We start from the raw sequence: 16,344 nt of genomic DNA on the forward strand, positions 1-16,344 counted from the left end.
TCATTCTCCATCAGACAAGTTCAACAGCCCGCGCAAGCCTTGAAGCGGTACCGACAACCAGGTCGGCCGATTCTCGGCCTCGTAGGCCACTTCATAAGCGGCTTTTTCCAGGGTGAACAACGCCAGTGCAGCGGCCTCTCCCGTGGCATCCTTCCAGGCGTGGGCGACGTCGGCGGTGGCTGTGTTGTAGCCACCGAGGAACGCTTCCCGCGCCTGTTGTAGATAGATCTGTGCGACCTGTTCGCGCGCAGCATTGGCGGCGGGCGATGTGTCGGCCGCCAGCGCATTTCGCATGGCCATGGCGCCAGCGTAGTCGAAAGATCGCAACACGCCGCTGACATCTTTGAACGGGCTGTATTTGGCCCGTCGTTCCTCCAGCGGCCGGGCAGGTTCGCCCTCGAAATCAATCAGATAGGCATCACCCTTGACCACCAGCATCTGCCCAAGGTGCAGGTCGCCGTGGACGCGCATGCGCAGCCCGCCGACCGATTGTTTGGCCAGCGTCTGGACCTGTGCAAGCAGCGCCTTGCGCTGGCCGAGCAATTCGCCGACCAGTTGCTGATCGTCCGCCTCCAGCGAATCGCGATGCTGCTCAAGCAGCCCCAACGCCCGCTCGACCTGGGCCGAGACGCTTTTCGCCGAGGCCTGGGCGTCCTTGACCGAGGTGACTTCGGTCTTGAAATCCGGGTTGTCGGTCGGCGCGCTGAGCACCACGTGCATTTCGCCCAGACGTTGCCCCAACAGCGCGGCAAAATCCTTGAGCTCGATCAATGCATTGGAGTGTTGTTCAAGGTCCGAGCGCCCGTGGGCCATTTCGTCACGCACGGCGCGTTCCAGGTTGTTCTGCGTCCACTCCCAGGCATCGCCCTGGTTGCTCAGATACCCTTGGGCGATCATCAGCAGATTGCTCTGGCCTTCATTATCGACCCGCACCACGGCGCCCAGCAGCGGTGAGATGTGCGCATAGCCGGCTTCGGTCAGGTAGGCACCCATTTCCAGTTCAGGGTGGGTACCGGCACTGACCCGGCGAATCATTTTCAGCACCAGGCTGCTGCCGACCACCACCGAACTGTTGGATTGTTCGGCCGACAGGTAGCGCACTTCGGACTCGTCGTTGAGTCCCAGCGGCGCCAGTTGCGAGGTCTGCTGGAAGCGCAGTTCGCCGTCGCCGGTGGGCAGGACGGTCTGCTGTTGCATGCCCGCGATCACCGCGCGAATGAACGGCTCAAGGGTGAAGGCATCGGTAATAAGCCCGACCTGCCGCCCGCGACGCACCCTCGCCAGCGCCAGTTGCTGGGGCAAGGCGCTGCTGAAATCGTCTTCGGCGAGAAAGCCGAACGGCAACTGATAACGGGCGACTTCGCCGCCTGCGGAAACTTCTATCTCGCTCAGCAGCACCGGCCGCTGGGTGGTGCCGAAGCGCACCGCGTAGGCAATGTGCACCTTGTCGATGGCCGTGCCCTTGCCCGCGAACCAGCGGCGCTTGGGCAGGTAGACCGACAGCGAGGTCTGCTCCATGGTCTGGCGCAGGGGTTCTTCGAGCAATTCTTCCAGGCGCTGCTTGAGCACCAGGGTCGGGAAGTCCGGCATGCTCTGGGCCGGCTCGACGTGCCAACTGGGCATCTGATTCTCCGCGGCCAGCAAGAACCAGTAGAAGCCGTAAGGAGGCAACGTCAGCAGGTAATTGAGCTGGCCAATGGGTGGGAAGGCGCTGCCGCCGAGCATCTCCACCGGCACCGTGCCGGCGTAATGGGACAGCTCGAGTTCGGCAGCCTGGGACGCCGCCGAAACGTTGGCGACGCACAGGATGATTTCGGTCTTGCCGTCGGGCCCTGTGTATTCACGGGTGTAGGCCAGGATCCGGCGGTTGCTGGGCGAGAGCATTTTCAGCGTGCCGCGCCCGAAGGCCTTCTGCTGCTTGCGCACGGCGAGCATGCGTCGCGTCCAGTTCAGCAGCGAATGAGGGTCCTGATCCTGGGACTCGACGTTGACCGACTGAAAGCCGTACAGCGGGTCCATGATCGGCGGCAGCACCAGGCTTGCCGGATTGGCCCGGGAGAACCCGCCGTTACGGTCGATGGACCACTGCATGGGCGTGCGTACGCCGTCGCGGTCGCCGAGATAAATGTTGTCACCCATGCCGATTTCGTCGCCGTAATACAGGGTCGGCGTGCCTGGCATGGACAACAACATGCTGTTGAGGAGCTCCACGCGGCGCCGGTCGCGTTCGAGCAGCGGCGCCAATCGTCGACGGATGCCGAGGTTGATGCGCGCACGACGGTCGGCGGCGTAGTAGTTCCACAGATAGTCGCGCTCACGGTCGGTGACCATTTCCAGGGTCAGCTCATCGTGGTTGCGCAGGAAAATCGCCCATTGGCAGTTTTCCGGGATTTCCGGGGTCTGGCGCAGGATGTCGGTGATCGGAAAGCGGTCTTCCTGAGCCACGGCCATGTACATGCGCGGCATCAGCGGAAAGTGAAACGCCATGTGGCATTCGTCGCCGTCCTTGCCCTTGCGATCGCCGAAATACAGCTGGGTGTCCTCGGGCCACTGATTGGCCTCGGCCAGCAGCATGCGGTCAGGGTAATTGGCGTCGATTTCGGCACGAATCTGCTTGAGGACGTTGTGGGTTTCTTGCAGGTTCTCGTTGTTGGTGCCGTCGCGTTCGATCAGGTACGGAATGGCGTCCAGGCGCAGGCCGTCGATGCCCATGTCCAGCCAGTAGCGCATCACCTCCAGCACCGCCTTCATCACCTGCGGGTTGTCGAAGTTCAGGTCCGGCTGATGGGAGTAGAAACGGTGCCAGAAGTACTGCCCGGCGACCGGGTCCCAGGTCCAGTTGGATTTCTCGGTATCGAGGAAGATGATCCGCGTGCCGTCGTACTTCTGATCGTCATCGGACCAGACGTAGAAATCCCGGGCCTTGGAACCCTTCTTCGCATGTCGCGCCCGCTGGAACCACGGGTGCTGGTCCGAAGTGTGGTTGATGACCAGCTCGGTGATGACCCGCAGCCCACGCTTGTGCGCCTCGGCGATGAATTTCTTCGCGTCGGCCATCGTCCCGTAATCGGTGTGGATGCCACGGTAATCGGCGATGTCGTAGCCATCGTCGCGCCGCGGTGACGGGTAGAACGGCAACAGCCAGATGGTGTTGACGCCAAGCTGGGCGATGTAGTCCAGCTTGGCGATCAGGCCGGGAAAGTCGCCGATCCCGTCGTCGTTGGAGTCGAAGTACGACTTCACATGTACCTGGTAAATCACCGCATCCTTGTACCAGAGCGGATCGTCGATGAAGGCTGCGTTCCGGGTTTTCTTCGCCATGGCCACTCGCGTCCTGTTATTGGTGTGTGGCTTTGATTCGCCAGATGCCAAACGGCTGATAGGAAGGGTCGATGCGCATCCACTGGGTTTTCCCGTACCAGGTCCAGGAGTGGCCGGTCATCAGGTCCTCGCCAAAGGTTGCGGCATCATCGGGCAGGCCCATTTCCCACAGCGGCAGCTCGAAGTGCGCCTCTTGCGCGTTGTGCGGATCGAGGCTGACGGCTACCAGCACGAAGTTGCTGCCGTCATGACTGCGCTTGCCGAAGAACAGGATGTTGTCGTTCCAGGCGTTGTAGATCCGCAAGCCCAGGTGAGTCTGCAGCGCCAGGTTCTGCCGACGGATACGGTTGAGCTGGGCGATCTCGGCGATGATGTTGCCGGGCGCGGTGAAGTCCCTTGGACGGATCTCGTATTTCTCCGAATCCAGGTACTCCTCCTTGCCCGGAACCGGCGCCGACTCGCAGAGTTCGAAGCCCGAATACATGCCCCACAGGCCCGAGCCCATGGTCGCCAGCGCCGCCCGAATCAGGAATCCCGCGCGGCCCGAGTCATGGAGGAAGTAGGGGTTGATGTCCGGGGTGTTGACGAAGAAGTTCGGCCGGTAGCACTCGCGCCACGGCGTCTGGTTCAACTGGGTGAAGTACTCGGCCAGCTCGGCCTTGGTGTTGCGCCAGGTGAAATAGGTGTAGCTCTGGGAGTAACCGACCTTGCCCAGGCGGGCCATCATCGCGGGCTTGGTGAACGCCTCGGCGAGGAACATCACGTCCGGATGCTGGGCGCGCACGTCCGCAATCATCCATTGCCAGAATGGCAACGGCTTGGTGTGCGGGTTGTCGACGCGGAAGATCTTCACGCCCTCTTCCACCCAACCCAGCACCACGTCGCGCAGCTCGAGCCACAGGCTGGGAATTGCATCCGGCGCGTAGAAATCGACGTTAACGATGTCCTGATATTTCTTCGGCGGGTTTTCGGCGTAACGAATCGTGCCGTCCGGGCGCCACGAGAACCAGCCCGGATGTTCCTTGAGCCAGAGGTGGTCCTGGGAGCACTGGATGGCGAAGTCCAGGGCGATTTCCAGCCCGTGGTCGGCAGCGGCCTTGACCAGATTGCGGAAGTCTTCCCGGCTGCCCAGTTGCGGATGAATCGCTTCATGGCCGCCGTCGGCACTGCCGATGGCATATGGGCTGCCCGGATCGTCAGGACCGGCCTTCAGGGAGTTGTTCGGGCCTTTGCGGTGCGCGCGGCCGATGGGGTGAATCGGCGGAAAATACAGCACGTCGAAGCCCATGTCGCGAATCATCGGCAGGCGGCTGTGCACGTCGTTGAAAGTGCCGTGGCGCTGCTTGTCGTCGGTGATCGAGCGCGGAAACAGCTCATACCAGCTGGCGAACTGGGCCAGCTCACGCTCGACGTCCAGCGGGAATTCCAGGCTGCGGCTCAGGAACGCGTGGTTGTCGGCATGGGACATGATCGCGGCAGTTTCGCTGTTGAGCAGCAAGGCCACCTGCGCTTCATGGTCGGTATTTTCGCCCAGACGCTGCAACAGGCTGTCGATCTGCCCACGCAATTCATGCTGGCTGCGCTCGGCGGCATGCACCAGGTGCAGGCGCCCTTCTTCCAGTTCCAGACCGATGGGCACACCGGCTGCGTATTTTTTCTCCAGCTCGTAGCGATAACTGGCGAACAGGTCGATCCAGGCTTCCAGGCGGAACAGGTAGCGGCTGACGCTGGTGGGCGTGAACTCGCCGATCCAGCTGTCGTTGCCCAGGTCGCGCATCGGCGCCTTGTGCCAGTCCTGCTCGTCTGCCGCACGATAGCGAATGCGCACCGACATCTTGTCGTGGCCGTCGGCAAACACCTTGCTGGTCACGGTCACAGGCTGGCCGATGATCGCCTTGGCCGCCAGCGTGCCGGCCTCGATCACCGGCTGCGTGTCTTCAATGACGATACGCGGCAGCTGCAAGGCCTGAGTCAGGGGTAAAGGCTGGGTTGGGTGGGGAACATCGGTGGCCAGAGAATCCGGGCCATATGGCTGATCAGCAGTCACATTCATCGAGCATCACTCCTCACGCCCCAGGGACGCTCCTTGTTAAGAGTCCTTTCCATCGACATCCAATCCTTGATACGTAAAGGAAGGCCACCGGACTGAACCCGCCCGGAATTGGCCGCATAGGTTCCGAAGCCTGCCTTGGGGAAAAGTTCAAAGAGCTTGCGACGCAAAAATTCGATCCGTTGCCCAGCTTAGCCGCAGGATCGAAAAGCACGTGCAAATCGCCGGAAATCTTCAAACAGACCCGCTGTCGAACCCTGCAAGCGCGCTGAAATCCGGTATTCCCGCCTGTTCAAACCTGCGCTCTCAGGAAGGTGAAGCAATGAACATTCCCATTCCCGCAGAAACGCCCGACCCGAACATCGATGACCCCGAATTGCCGGTGCCCAAACCCGAGGAGCCGCCGCCACCGACCATGCCGCCGGTGATCGAACCGCCCAAGGGCGATCCGCCCAGCCAGGAGCCGCCTGCGGTGTTGTGGGAGTGAGCGTGGTGTAGCAGCACGGCTTGCCGGCGGGGCGCATCTGGAATCGCCCCGCGGGCAAGCCTGGCTGCTACGGGGCGGTGGCGATCTCAAGGTTGATGTGAATCCCTGTCCTGCGGCGGCTCGAACCGATCGGTAATCAACGGCACCAGACTGAAGATCCCCAGCGCCAAAACGGTGCTTACCACCGCTGTCATTTCCCGTCCCATGCCTGCGGCGATGCCGATGGCTGCAGTCATCCACAGGCCAGCGGCCGTGGTCAGTCCCTTGACCTGGGCGGTGTCGAGTTTCTGGCCCTTGAGAATGGTGCCCGCCCCTAGAAAGCCGATCCCTGCAACAAGGCCCTGCACCACACGACTTAACGCTGCATCATCGGCACCGGCCAGCCGAGGCACCAGCACGAACAGCGCCGCGCCCATGCACACCAGCATGTGTGTTCGCACCCCGGCAGCCTTGCCCTTGTGTTCGCGCTCGAAGCCGAGAATGCCACCCAGCACTGCCGCGATTACCAGACGCACCACCACCTGGGTGAGCTGTTTGGCATCAGTAATGTCCGAGAACTCGGATTGCAACGTGTCGACGACTTCTTGCCACCAGGTATTCATCGCCATTCCTTCTGATGCCGTTGAAGAATGGACCGCATCCAGCGTCAGGAGTGCTGGCGGTCGGAATCCGGAAACGATGCAAAACCCTGGCAGTCGCACCTAGATACACCTTGAAGGAGCGCGACCATGCCTCTGGAATTCGACAGTACCCATGAATATTGCTCCGCCTACATAGACGGCGCGCAATACCGCAGCGCGGTGGTGGATGTGGTGATTACCACCAACGACGCGACCCACATGTCCCAGGCTGACATCGGCGGCAAGCAGGTGCCGATCACCGAGGCAGAAGCGGATGCATTGACGGTGTACAAGGCCAAGGATCTGCGGCATCACACCATTGGTGTCGAGCCGGGTGAGGATTCCCCGGTCATTTGAAACGTAGCAGCACGGCTTGCCGGCGGGAGCGTTGTGTCAGACGGCATATTCGTCACAGACACACCGCTCCCGCCGGCAAGCCGTGCTGCTACGGGAAATGCGCAATCTGATATGCAATTAGATCGGCAAACTGCATCTGTACTGAAAACAGTCTGACGCGCATATTCCGTGCTCATCTGCACCGAATATTCGCGAGCCCTCCATGAAGCGTTATGAAAAGTTTGCCGACGACATCGCCGAAATGATCCGTTCCGGCGTGCTCGCCGCCGGCCAGCGCGTGCCTTCGGTGCGTTATGCCAGCCAGACCCACGGGATCAGCCCGTCCACGGTGTTCCAGGCCTATTACCTGCTGGAACGGCGCGGCCTGATTCGGGCGCGGCCCCGCTCGGGGTACTTCGTCAACGACAGCTTCGTCAATGAAAGTATCGCCAGCCAGCGCTTTGAAATACCCGCAGTCCCAGAGGCTCTGCCGGCGAATCAGGTGAGTGAAAGCACCGAAGTGGATGTCAGTGAGCTGGTGTTTTCCGTGCTTGAATCGATCAAGGATCCGAACACTGTTCCGTTCGGCTCGGCATTCCCCAGCGCCGGGCTGTTCCCGCTGCAACGCCTGGCGCGCTCCCTGGCCAGCGCCACCCGGGACATGGACCCGAGCATGGTGGTCAGCGACTTGTCGCCGGGCAATCCGGTGCTGCGTAGGCAGATTGCGCTGCGGTACATGGTCGCCGGACAAGTGTTGCCCATGGAGGAATTGCTGATCACCAATGGTGCACTGGAAGCTTTGAACCTGTGCCTGCAGGCCGTGACCGAGCCCGGTGATCTGGTGGCCATCGAAGCCCCGGCCTTTTACGCCTGCCTTCAGGTGCTGGAGCGTTTGAAACTCAAGGCGGTGGAAATTCCGGTGCATCCGCAGACGGGGATCGACCTGGCCGTGCTGGAGCAGACCCTGCAACGCCATCCGGTCAAGGCCTGCTGGAGCATGACCAGCTTTCAGAACCCTACCGGGGCGACCGTCTCTCAGGACCGCAAGCGGGACCTGGTGGAGTTGCTGCGCCGGCATCAGGTGCCGCTGATCGAAGACGATGTCTACGCAGAACTATATTACGGGCAGAACGCGCCCAAGCCTGCCAAAGCCTTTGATACCGAGGGGCTGGTGCTGCATTGCGGGTCGTTCGCCAAGAGCCTGGCTCCGGGGTATCGCGTGGGATGGGTGGCGGCCGGGCGGTATGCGCAGAAGGTCGAGCGGCTGAAACTGATGACGTCGCTGTGCGCCTCGATGCCCGCCCAGGCCGCGATTGCCGATTACCTGCAACATGGCGGTTATGACCGGCACCTGCGCAAACTGCGTAACAGCCTGGAAGATCAGTTGCGGGCGATGCTGGGCGCCGTGGCCCGGCACTTCCCGCCGCAGACGCGGGTCAGCCAGCCGTCAGGCGGGTATTTCCTGTGGCTGGAGTTGCCGGAGCAGATCGATTCGCTGAAGGTGTTCCAGATTGCGCTGGCCCAAGGCATCAGCATCGCACCCGGCCCGATGTTCTCACCCACCCGCCGCTTCAAGAATTGCATCCGCCTGAACTACGGCAGCCCCTGGAACGAGACGTGCGAGCGGGCGATGGAAACTCTGGGCAAGATTATCCGCTCGATGATGGGAAGCCACACCGCGCCGTAGCAGCATGGCTTGCCGGCGTGAGCGCCGTACGACTGTGGGAGCGGGCTTGCCCGCGAAAGCGGTGTGTCAGGCACCATGATGGAGACTGATCTCACGCTTTCGCGGGCAAGCCCGCTCCCACAGGGATCTGCGAGTTCATGTGAGTTGCGGCACGGGTGGTCAGCGGCCGCCACCCAGGTCGATGAAGGTGCCGGTGGAATACGACGCCTTGTCCGACAGCAGCCAGACGATCGCCTCGGCCACTTCGTCGGCCAGCCCGCCGCGGCCCATGGGGATGGTCGGCTCCAGCTTGCTGACCCGCTGCGGGTCGCCGCTGAGGGTGTGGAACTCGGTAAAGATGTACCCCGGACGCACCGCATTGACCCGCACGCCCTCGCCCGCCACTTCCTTGGCAAGGCCGATGGTGAAGGTATCCAGCGCACCCTTGGACGCCGCATAGTCGACGTATTCGCCAGGCGAGCCCAGCCGCGCCGCTACCGAGGACACGTTGACGATGCTGCCGCCGTGCCCGCCATGGCGGGGCAACATGCGCAACAGCGCGTGTTTGCTGCACAGCATCGGGCCGACCACGTTGCTCATCATGATCTTGAGCAGGCGGAACTCGGACATGGTGTCGACCCGAGACGTCTCCCCCACGGTACCGGCGTTGTTGACCAGCGCGGTGATGCGCCCAAGGTCGGCGTCCACGCGGGAGAACAGCCGAATGATTTCATCTTCGTTACTGACGTCGGCCTGGACCGCAATGGCGTGGCCGCCCGCTTCGCGAATCTGCCCGCAGACCCGTTCGGCCGCCGCGTGATCGGAAAGGTAGTTGATGCAGACGCGATAACCCAGTGATGCCGCCAAAACTGCCGTGGCCGCTCCGATACCTCTGGAGCCGCCAGTGATGAGGAGGTTTTTATCCATGGAATTTCCGATTAAAAATCCAAGCTTCTTAGAGGGGTGTCACACGTAAACGTCAGAGAGTGCTCTCGGATACCCGTTTCTGCGCTGCGCTAATATCCGCCATGAAGCGGTCCGCTGGCAATGGATGCCCCAGCAGATAGCCTTGCAACGAGTCGCAACCCAGTTGGGTCAGGAAGCTCTGCTGGCTGGTGGTCTCCACGCCTTCGGCGACGATGCGCAGGTTCAGCGCCTGGCCGAGGGCGACGATGGCCGAGACAATCGCCGCATCATCGCTGTCGCGTTCCAGCTCGCGAACGAACCCGCGGTCGATCTTCAGCTCGTTGGCCGGCAAGCGCTTGAGGTACATCAGGCTCGAATAGCCGGTGCCGAAATCGTCGATGGACAGGTCCACCCCCATGTCGGAAAGCTTCTGCAGCACCGTCATGCTGGCATCGGCGTCGCTCATGGCGGTGGTTTCGGTGATTTCCAGGGTCAGGCAGTTGGCCGGCAGCCCGTGGGCCGATAACGCAGTGGCGACGGTTTTCACCAGCCCTGCGTGGCAGAACTGCAACGCCGACAGGTTCACGGCGATCCGCCAGTGGGTGTACCCCGCGTCATACCAGACGCGCATCTGGCGGCAGGCCTCATTGAGCACCCACTCGCCAATGTTGATGATCAGGCCGGTCTTTTCGGCAAGGCCGATGAATTTGTCCGGCATCAACAGCCCGTGCTCCGGGTGATTCCAGCGCACCAAGGCCTCGGCGCCCACCGGTGCGCCCGAGCCTGCGGCAAATTTCGGCTGGTAATGCAGGCAGAATTGGCCCTCGCGCAGGCCGACGCGCAAGTCCTGCAGCAGTTGCAGCTGATTGCGTGCGTTGGTGTTCATCGACGCGTCGAAGAAGCTGTAGCCGTTTTTCCCCGCGCTCTTGGCGTGGTACATCGCGGCGTCGGCGTTCATCAGCAATTCCTGCTGGGTGCGGCCGTTGCCGGGGTACAGGCTGATACCGATACTGACCGTCACTTGCAGATCGTGGTCCTGCACGTTGAACGGCTTGCCCACCAGCGCCACCTGGCGCGAAGCGACGGTGGTGGCGTCGTCTACTTCTTCAAGCTCCACCAGCAGCACGAATTCATCGCCGCCGATGCGGGCCAGGGTGTCGTGGCGGTGGAAGTTCTCGCGCATGCGCGCGGCCACTTCCTTGAGCAGCAGGTCACCGACGTGATGGCCGAAGGCATCGTTGACCGGCTTGAAGCCGTCCAGGTCCATGAACATCAGCGCGAACAGGCCGCCCTGGGAGTCAACCTTGCGCATGGCCTGCTCAATGCGGTCAGCCAGCAGGATGCGGTTGGGCAGCCCGGTCAGGGTGTCGTGCAGCGCCAGTTGAGTGAGTTCGCGGTTGGCCTCGCTCAGCGAGTGCGCAAGCTGCGCGGTGCGCGCCTCAAGACGCGCATCCAGCACCGAGGTGAGCAAGGTGATGGTCAACACGGCAAGGCTGGTCACCAGCACCAGTTTGTCCAGCCCGTCGGTGCGCAGGCCGGTGACCGCCGAGCCGCAGAAACTGCCCTCGGGGAAATTCGCCGCGGCCATGCCGGTGTAGTGCATGCCGACGATGGCAAAGCCCATGATCACCGCCGCCCCGCCGCGCCAGAGCTGCACGTGGGGTGTCTGCCCACGCAGGCGCAGCGCGATGCACAGGGCGGCGCCCGAGGCGGTCACGGCAATCACCAGGGAGGCGACGAACAGCGTGGGGTCGTAATCGATGCCCGGTTGCATGTGCAATGCCGCCATGCCGGTGTAGTGCATGGTGCTGATGCCGGTGCCCATGGCCAGCGCGCCAAACAGCACATGCAACACTGGCACGTGGCGATGGCTCACCAGCCACAGGGCAAAGCCCGAGGACAGCACGGCCACCAGCAGGGAAACCAGGGTCAGGGTGAGGTCGAAGCCAAGGTCGATAGGCAACTGGAACGCCAGCATGCCGATGAAATGCATGGACCACACGCCGATGCCCATGGACAACGCACCGCCGCCGATCCACATCAGCCGCGAACGCCCCCGCGATGCCTGGATGCGTCCGGCAAGATCCAGGGCGGTGTAGGACGCCAGGATAGCCACCACGATGGAAACCAGGACCAGCGACAACGTGTAGTGTCCAATCAGCATGGCGCGCGACTCAAACTCAACCAGGAAAGGCTCTGACAGCCCAGGAATTCGGCGGCGATTCTACCGGTTTCTGCAAGAATGTCGCGGTTATTCCGTCGCAATCATGGCAATAGGCCTCTACCTATGATCAGCGGCGGGAAAACGCCGGTTCCTGCGCAATATCTGTCTCGGTATCCCAGCCGCCACCCAATGCCGCGATCAACTGGACGCTGGCAATCAGTCGGCTTTGCAGCAATGTCAGCACGCTGCGCTCATTACTCAATGCAGTGGTTTGTACGTTCACTACATCAAGATAGCCAATCAATCCGGCTTTGTATTGGTTACTGGTCAGGCGCAGCGATTCACGGGCGGCATCCAGTGCCTCTTTGCGTACCCCTGCCTCTTGCTCGTAGACGCGCAATTGCGCCATGTAATCCTCGACTTCCTTGAAGCCGTCGAGCACGGTCTGGCGATACTGGGCCACGGTCTGGTCATACACCGCCTCCGTGCGATCGACCTCGGCCGAGCGCTGGCCGCCGTCGAACAGGGTCATGGCCAGTTGCGGTCCCACGGACCAGAAACGGTTCGGCAGGCTGATCCAGTTGCTGAAGGTACTGCTGCTGTAGCCGCCGCTCATGCTCAAGGTCAGATCGGGGTAGTAGGCAGCCTTGGCCACGCCGATATTGGCGTTGGCCGCCATCACCGACCGTTCGGCGGCGGCGATGTCGGGGCGACGCTCCAGCAATTGCGATGGCAGTTGCGCCGGAATCTGCGGCAAGGCCGGAATGTCGGTGGTCGGCGCCAGGCTGAAATCCGCAGGTGGCAGCCCCATGGCCACGGCGATGGCACTCTCGAACTGCGCTCGCTGCCAGGCCAGATCGATCAGGTCGGCCTGGGTGCTCTTGAGCTGGGTTTGTGCCTGGGCCACGGCGTCGCGCCCGGAAATCCCGGCGCGGTACTGGTTCTGGGTCAGTTTGAGCGACCGCTCGTAGGCCTGGACCGTGGCTTCCAGCAGGCGTTTCTGCTCATCGATCACTCGCAGTTGCAGGTAGTTCTGCACCAGCAGCGACTGCTGGCTCAGGCGAATCGACGCCCAGTCGGCGAGGCTTGCCTGGGCACTGGCCTTGTCAGCCTCAAGACCGCGCCGCAATTTGCCCCAGACGTCCGCTTCCCAGCTCACGCCCAGTTGCGCGTTGTAGGTGTCGCGAATCCCGCTGCTGGAACTGCTCAGGCTGGAACTGCTGCTGCCGGTGCCCTGGCTTGAGCGGTTCTTGCTGGTGGTCAGGTCCAGGGTCGGAAAGAACGCACCACGGGCGCTCTTGACCAGCGCCAGTGCCTGGCGATACTGCGCCTCGTTCTGGGCGATGGTCTGGTTGGAGGTGTTGAGTTTCTCCACCAGCCCGTTCAGCTGGGCATCGCCATAGACCTCCCACCAGGCACCACGGGCGATGGCGTCGCTGGGGTTGGCCTGGGTCCAGCCTTCGGCCTGCTTGAAGTGCGCGGGGGTGGCGGCGTCCGGCTTTTTGTAGTCCGGGCCGACGGCGCAGGCACTGAGCAGCAAGGCGCACAGGCTGACGCTGAAAATGCGCCGAAATGGCAAGGTCCGCTGTGTCACAGAGGCGTTCAGACGAATGTTCATAGCGGCGTTTCCAGAGCGGCATCCGTCTGCACACCGCGCCACTTGTTGAAGCGATGGCGCAGACGGTCGAGGTAAAGGTAAACCACCGGGGTGGTGTAGAGCGTGAGAATCTGGCTGAGAATCAGGCCACCGATAATGGTCAGGCCCAGCGGCCGGCGCATTTCCGCCCCTTCGGCGCTGCTGAGCAGCAAGGGCACGGCACCCAGAATTGCCGCCAGGGTCGTCATCAGGATCGGCCGCAGGCGTTGCAGACAGGCGTTGCGGATCGATTCCAGAGGTGTCATGCCACTGCCCCGTTCCAGTTGCAAGGCCAGGTCGATCATCAGGATCGCGTTCTTTTTCACCACGCCAATCAGCAGGAACAGCCCCAGCAGGGAAATCAGGCTGAATTGCCCGCCGGTCAGGTAGATGCTCAGCAGCGCGCCGACACCGGCAGACGGCAGCGTCGAGAGGATGGTCAGCGGGTGAATGTAGCTTTCATAGAGAATCCCGAGCACCAGGTAGACCGCCACCAGCGCCCCGAGAATCATCCATGGCTGGCTCTTCTGCGTTGCAGCGAAGGCGTCGGCGGTGCCGGCCATCTTGGCGATCACGTCTTCGGGCAAGCCGACTGCCGCCACAGCGCGCTCGATGGCAGCGGTGGCCTGGTCCAGGGTCACGCCGTCGGCCAGGTCGAACGATACGTTATCCGAGGCAAACTGCCCGTCATGGGTGACCCGGTCATCTTCCAGGCTGCGCTCGTAATGGGCGATGGTCGACAGCGGCACCCGCGCACCGTCGGCGGTGATGACCTGCACCTGCTCCAGGGTCACCGGATCCAGGGCGTATTTCGGATTGACCTCCATCACCACCTGGTACTGGTTGAGCGGGTCGTAGATGGTCGAGACCTGGCGCTGGCTGTAGGCGTTGTTGAGCACCGTGGTGACCATATTCATGTCGATGCCCAGGCGCTTGGCCGCGTCCCGGTCGACGATCAGGGTCACTTGCTGGGTGCCGCCGCCGTCGTGGGCGTCGATGGCGGTCAGTTCCTTGAGGGATTTCAACGCCGTGACCACCTTCGGATACCAGTAGCGCAGGCTCTCAAGGTCGCCGCTTTGCAGGATGTACTGGTACTGCGAGGTGGTCTGCTCGCGGCCGCCGCCCAGTTGCAGGTCCTGGTCAGGCTGCAGGAACAAGCGCCCGCCCGGCACCTGGGGCATTTCCTTGCGCAGACGCTCGACCACCTGTTCGGCGCCGATCTTGCGCTCGGCAATCGGCTTGAGACGCACGATGATGAAGGCGTTGCCAGTACCACCGTTGCCACCAATGAAGCCGGCCACGCTCTGCACCGCCGGATCCTTGAGAATCGCGTTGCGGAACACGTCCATTTTCGGCTGCATGACCGAGAACGACAGGCCGTCATCCCCGCGCACGAAGCCCATCAATTGCCCGGTGTCCTGCTGCGGCAGGAAGGTCTTGGGCACCACCACGTACAGCGCGATATTGACGCCGATGGTCAGCAGCAGCGTGAGAATGGTCAGGCGCCGATGACGCAGGGCCCAGCCCAGGCTTTTGTCGTAACCGGCGACCATGCGGTCGTTGACCCGCTGGCTCCAGCGTTGCAGGCGATTTTCGGTGCCCGGCACATGGGGTTTGAGCCAGCGTGCGCAGAGCATCGGGGTCAGGGTCAGCGACAACACCAGCGAGACGATGATCGACACCGACAAGGTGATGGAGAACTCGCGGAACAGGCTTTCCACCAGCCCGCCCATGAACAGGATCGAGATGAACACCGCCACCAGCGACACGTTCATCGACAGCAGGGTGAAGCCCACCTCCTCCGCACCGCGATACGCCGCCTGCATCGGCGGCACGCCTTCGTCGATATGCCGGGAGATGTTTTCCAGCACCACGATGGCGTCGTCCACCACCAGCCCCGTGGCCAGGATCAACGCCATCAGCGACAGGTTGTTCAGGGAGAAACCGCACAGGTACATGATAGCGAACGTGCCCACCAGAGACACCGGCACCGCGAGGGTCGGGATCAGCGAGGCGCGGAAGTTGCCCAGGAACAGGAACACCACCAGGATCACCAGCACCACGGCGATCAGCAGGGTCATTTCCGCCTCATGCAGGGTGGCCTTGATCACCGGCGAGCGGTCCATTGCCAGGTCCAGTTTCACGCTGGAGGGCAACACCGCCTGCAACGCAGGAAGCTGCGCCTTGATCGCGGCCACGGTCTCGATGATGTTGGCCCCGGCCTGACGGTTGATAACCAGCAGCACGGCGGCGTCCTTGTTGAAGAAGCCGCTGTTGTAGCGGTCTTCCACTGAGTCCTTGACCTTGGCCACGTCCTTGAGGCGCAGCGCCGCGCCGTTCTGGTAATGGATGATCAGCGGCTCGTAATCCTTGGCCTTTTCCAGTTGGTCGTTGGCCTGCACCTGCCAGTTATGGTCGGCGTTTTCCACGAAACCCTTGGGCCGGCGAACGTTGGAGCCGGAAATCGTGGTGCGCACCTCGTCCAGCGACACGCCGTACTGGTCCAGCAACTTGGGCTCCAGCTCTACCCGCACTGCGGGCAGCGAACTGCCGCCGATCTGCACCTCGCCCACGCCGCTCACCTGGGACAGGCTCTGGGACAGGATGGTCGAGGCCATGTCGTACAGCTGGCCTTTTTCCAGCACATCGGAAGTCAGCGACAGCACCATGATCGGCGCCTGGGACGGGTTGACCTTCTTGTAGGTCGGCATGCTGCGCATCCCGCTGGGCAACAGGTTGCGCGAAGCGTTGATCGCCGCCTGCACCTCCCGCGCCGCGCCGTTGATGTCGCGGTCCATGTCGAACTGCAGGATCACCCGCGTCGAGCCCTGGCTGGAACGGCTGCTCATGGTGTTGACCCCGGCAATGGTGCCCAGGGACCGCTCCAGTGGCGTGGCCACGCTCGAGGCCATGATTTCCGGACTGGCGCCGGGCAGCGAGGCGCTGACCACGATCACCGGGAAGTCCATGTTCGGCAGCGGCGAGACCGGCAGCAAGCCGAAGCTCAGCCCGCCCAGCAGCATGATCGCCAGGCTCAGCAGCATGGTCGCCACCGGGCGGCGGATGAAGGGGGCCGAGAGGTTCATGAGCAGCTCCAAGCCACAAGCCGCAAGCTGCAAGCCGAAGCCGCGCCGCCTGTCAGCTTGAGGTCCGGCGCA

At 62.6% G+C, this 16,344-nt stretch carries 10 protein-coding genes; 3 read left to right on the plus strand and 7 right to left on the minus strand.

The features are described from left to right. Both treS and ACIPO9_RS06560 read right to left on the minus strand, forming a co-directional pair. Window positions 1–3,321: a maltose alpha-D-glucosyltransferase gene (gene treS, locus ACIPO9_RS06555; RefSeq protein ID WP_400779504.1), complete on the minus strand. Its 3,321-nt coding sequence runs from the start codon at window positions 3,319–3,321 to the stop codon at window positions 1–3. 16 nt (window positions 3,322–3,337) lie between these two features. Beyond that, window positions 3,338–5,374, minus strand: a complete 2,037-nt coding sequence (locus tag ACIPO9_RS06560) for an alpha-1,4-glucan--maltose-1-phosphate maltosyltransferase (RefSeq protein WP_400779506.1) — start codon at window positions 5,372–5,374, stop codon at window positions 3,338–3,340. 319 nt (window positions 5,375–5,693) lie between these two features. Between ACIPO9_RS06560 and ACIPO9_RS06565 the strand changes: the two genes are divergently transcribed. Next, on the plus strand, window positions 5,694–5,858 hold the full coding sequence (locus ACIPO9_RS06565; RefSeq protein WP_274131111.1) for a hypothetical protein: 165 nt from the start codon (window positions 5,694–5,696) through the stop codon (window positions 5,856–5,858). An 86-nt stretch (window positions 5,859–5,944) separates the two neighbouring features. Here ACIPO9_RS06565 and ACIPO9_RS06570 read toward each other — a convergent pair whose 3' ends face one another. Next, the gene (locus ACIPO9_RS06570; RefSeq protein WP_400779508.1) at window positions 5,945–6,460 is read right to left on the minus strand and encodes an MgtC/SapB family protein; all 516 of its coding nucleotides are present in this window, start codon (window positions 6,458–6,460) and stop codon (window positions 5,945–5,947) included. Window positions 6,461–6,586: 126 nt separating this feature from the next. On the opposite strand from ACIPO9_RS06570, the gene ACIPO9_RS06575 reads away from it, so the two are divergent. Next, the gene (locus tag ACIPO9_RS06575; protein ID WP_400779510.1) at window positions 6,587–6,835 is read left to right on the plus strand and encodes a DUF3203 family protein; all 249 of its coding nucleotides are present in this window, start codon (window positions 6,587–6,589) and stop codon (window positions 6,833–6,835) included. Between the two features lie 202 nt (window positions 6,836–7,037). Next, window positions 7,038–8,501 (plus strand): GntR family transcriptional regulator MpaR, encoded by a 1,464-nt coding sequence (mapR, locus tag ACIPO9_RS06580; protein WP_274131114.1) that lies wholly within the window; start codon window positions 7,038–7,040, stop codon window positions 8,499–8,501. A gap of 159 nt (window positions 8,502–8,660) precedes the next feature. Here mapR and ACIPO9_RS06585 read toward each other — a convergent pair whose 3' ends face one another. The 4 genes from ACIPO9_RS06585 to ACIPO9_RS06600 form a co-directional block, all read right to left on the minus strand. Then, entirely contained in the window at window positions 8,661–9,407 is a 747-nt protein-coding gene (locus ACIPO9_RS06585; protein WP_274131115.1) for an SDR family oxidoreductase, read from the minus strand. 52 nt (window positions 9,408–9,459) lie between these two features. After that, on the minus strand, window positions 9,460–11,550 hold the full coding sequence (locus ACIPO9_RS06590) for a bifunctional diguanylate cyclase/phosphodiesterase (protein ID WP_274131116.1): 2,091 nt from the start codon (window positions 11,548–11,550) through the stop codon (window positions 9,460–9,462). Window positions 11,551–11,677: 127 nt separating this feature from the next. Continuing rightward, window positions 11,678–13,168: an efflux transporter outer membrane subunit gene (locus tag ACIPO9_RS06595; protein WP_400779513.1), complete on the minus strand. Its 1,491-nt coding sequence runs from the start codon at window positions 13,166–13,168 to the stop codon at window positions 11,678–11,680. Then, window positions 13,165–16,272 (minus strand): efflux RND transporter permease subunit, encoded by a 3,108-nt coding sequence (locus tag ACIPO9_RS06600; protein ID WP_400779515.1) that lies wholly within the window; start codon window positions 16,270–16,272, stop codon window positions 13,165–13,167. Before ACIPO9_RS06600 ends, ACIPO9_RS06595 begins: the two co-directional genes overlap by 4 nt. Between the last annotated feature and the right edge of the window lie 72 nt (window positions 16,273–16,344).

The sequence above is a fragment of the Pseudomonas sp. NPDC090203 genome (genome assembly GCF_044746765.1).
Lineage (GTDB): Bacteria > Pseudomonadota > Gammaproteobacteria > Pseudomonadales > Pseudomonadaceae > Aquipseudomonas > Aquipseudomonas putida_AD.

Coding starts and splice junctions, on each gene's coding strand:
- treS (WP_400779504.1), bottom strand. CDS start 3,321: ATGGCGAAGAAAACCCGGAACGCAGCCTTCATCGACGATCCGCTCTGG.
- ACIPO9_RS06600 (WP_400779515.1), bottom strand. CDS start 16,272: ATGAACCTCTCGGCCCCCTTCATCCGCCGCCCGGTGGCGACCATGCTG.
- ACIPO9_RS06570 (WP_400779508.1), bottom strand. CDS start 6,460: ATGAATACCTGGTGGCAAGAAGTCGTCGACACGTTGCAATCCGAGTTC.
- ACIPO9_RS06575 (WP_400779510.1), top strand. CDS start 6,587: ATGCCTCTGGAATTCGACAGTACCCATGAATATTGCTCCGCCTACATA.
- ACIPO9_RS06590 (WP_274131116.1), bottom strand. CDS start 11,550: ATGCTGATTGGACACTACACGTTGTCGCTGGTCCTGGTTTCCATCGTG.
- ACIPO9_RS06595 (WP_400779513.1), bottom strand. CDS start 13,168: ATGAACATTCGTCTGAACGCCTCTGTGACACAGCGGACCTTGCCATTT.
- mapR (WP_274131114.1), top strand. CDS start 7,038: ATGAAGCGTTATGAAAAGTTTGCCGACGACATCGCCGAAATGATCCGT.
- ACIPO9_RS06585 (WP_274131115.1), bottom strand. CDS start 9,407: ATGGATAAAAACCTCCTCATCACTGGCGGCTCCAGAGGTATCGGAGCG.
- ACIPO9_RS06560 (WP_400779506.1), bottom strand. CDS start 5,374: ATGAATGTGACTGCTGATCAGCCATATGGCCCGGATTCTCTGGCCACC.
- ACIPO9_RS06565 (WP_274131111.1), top strand. CDS start 5,694: ATGAACATTCCCATTCCCGCAGAAACGCCCGACCCGAACATCGATGAC.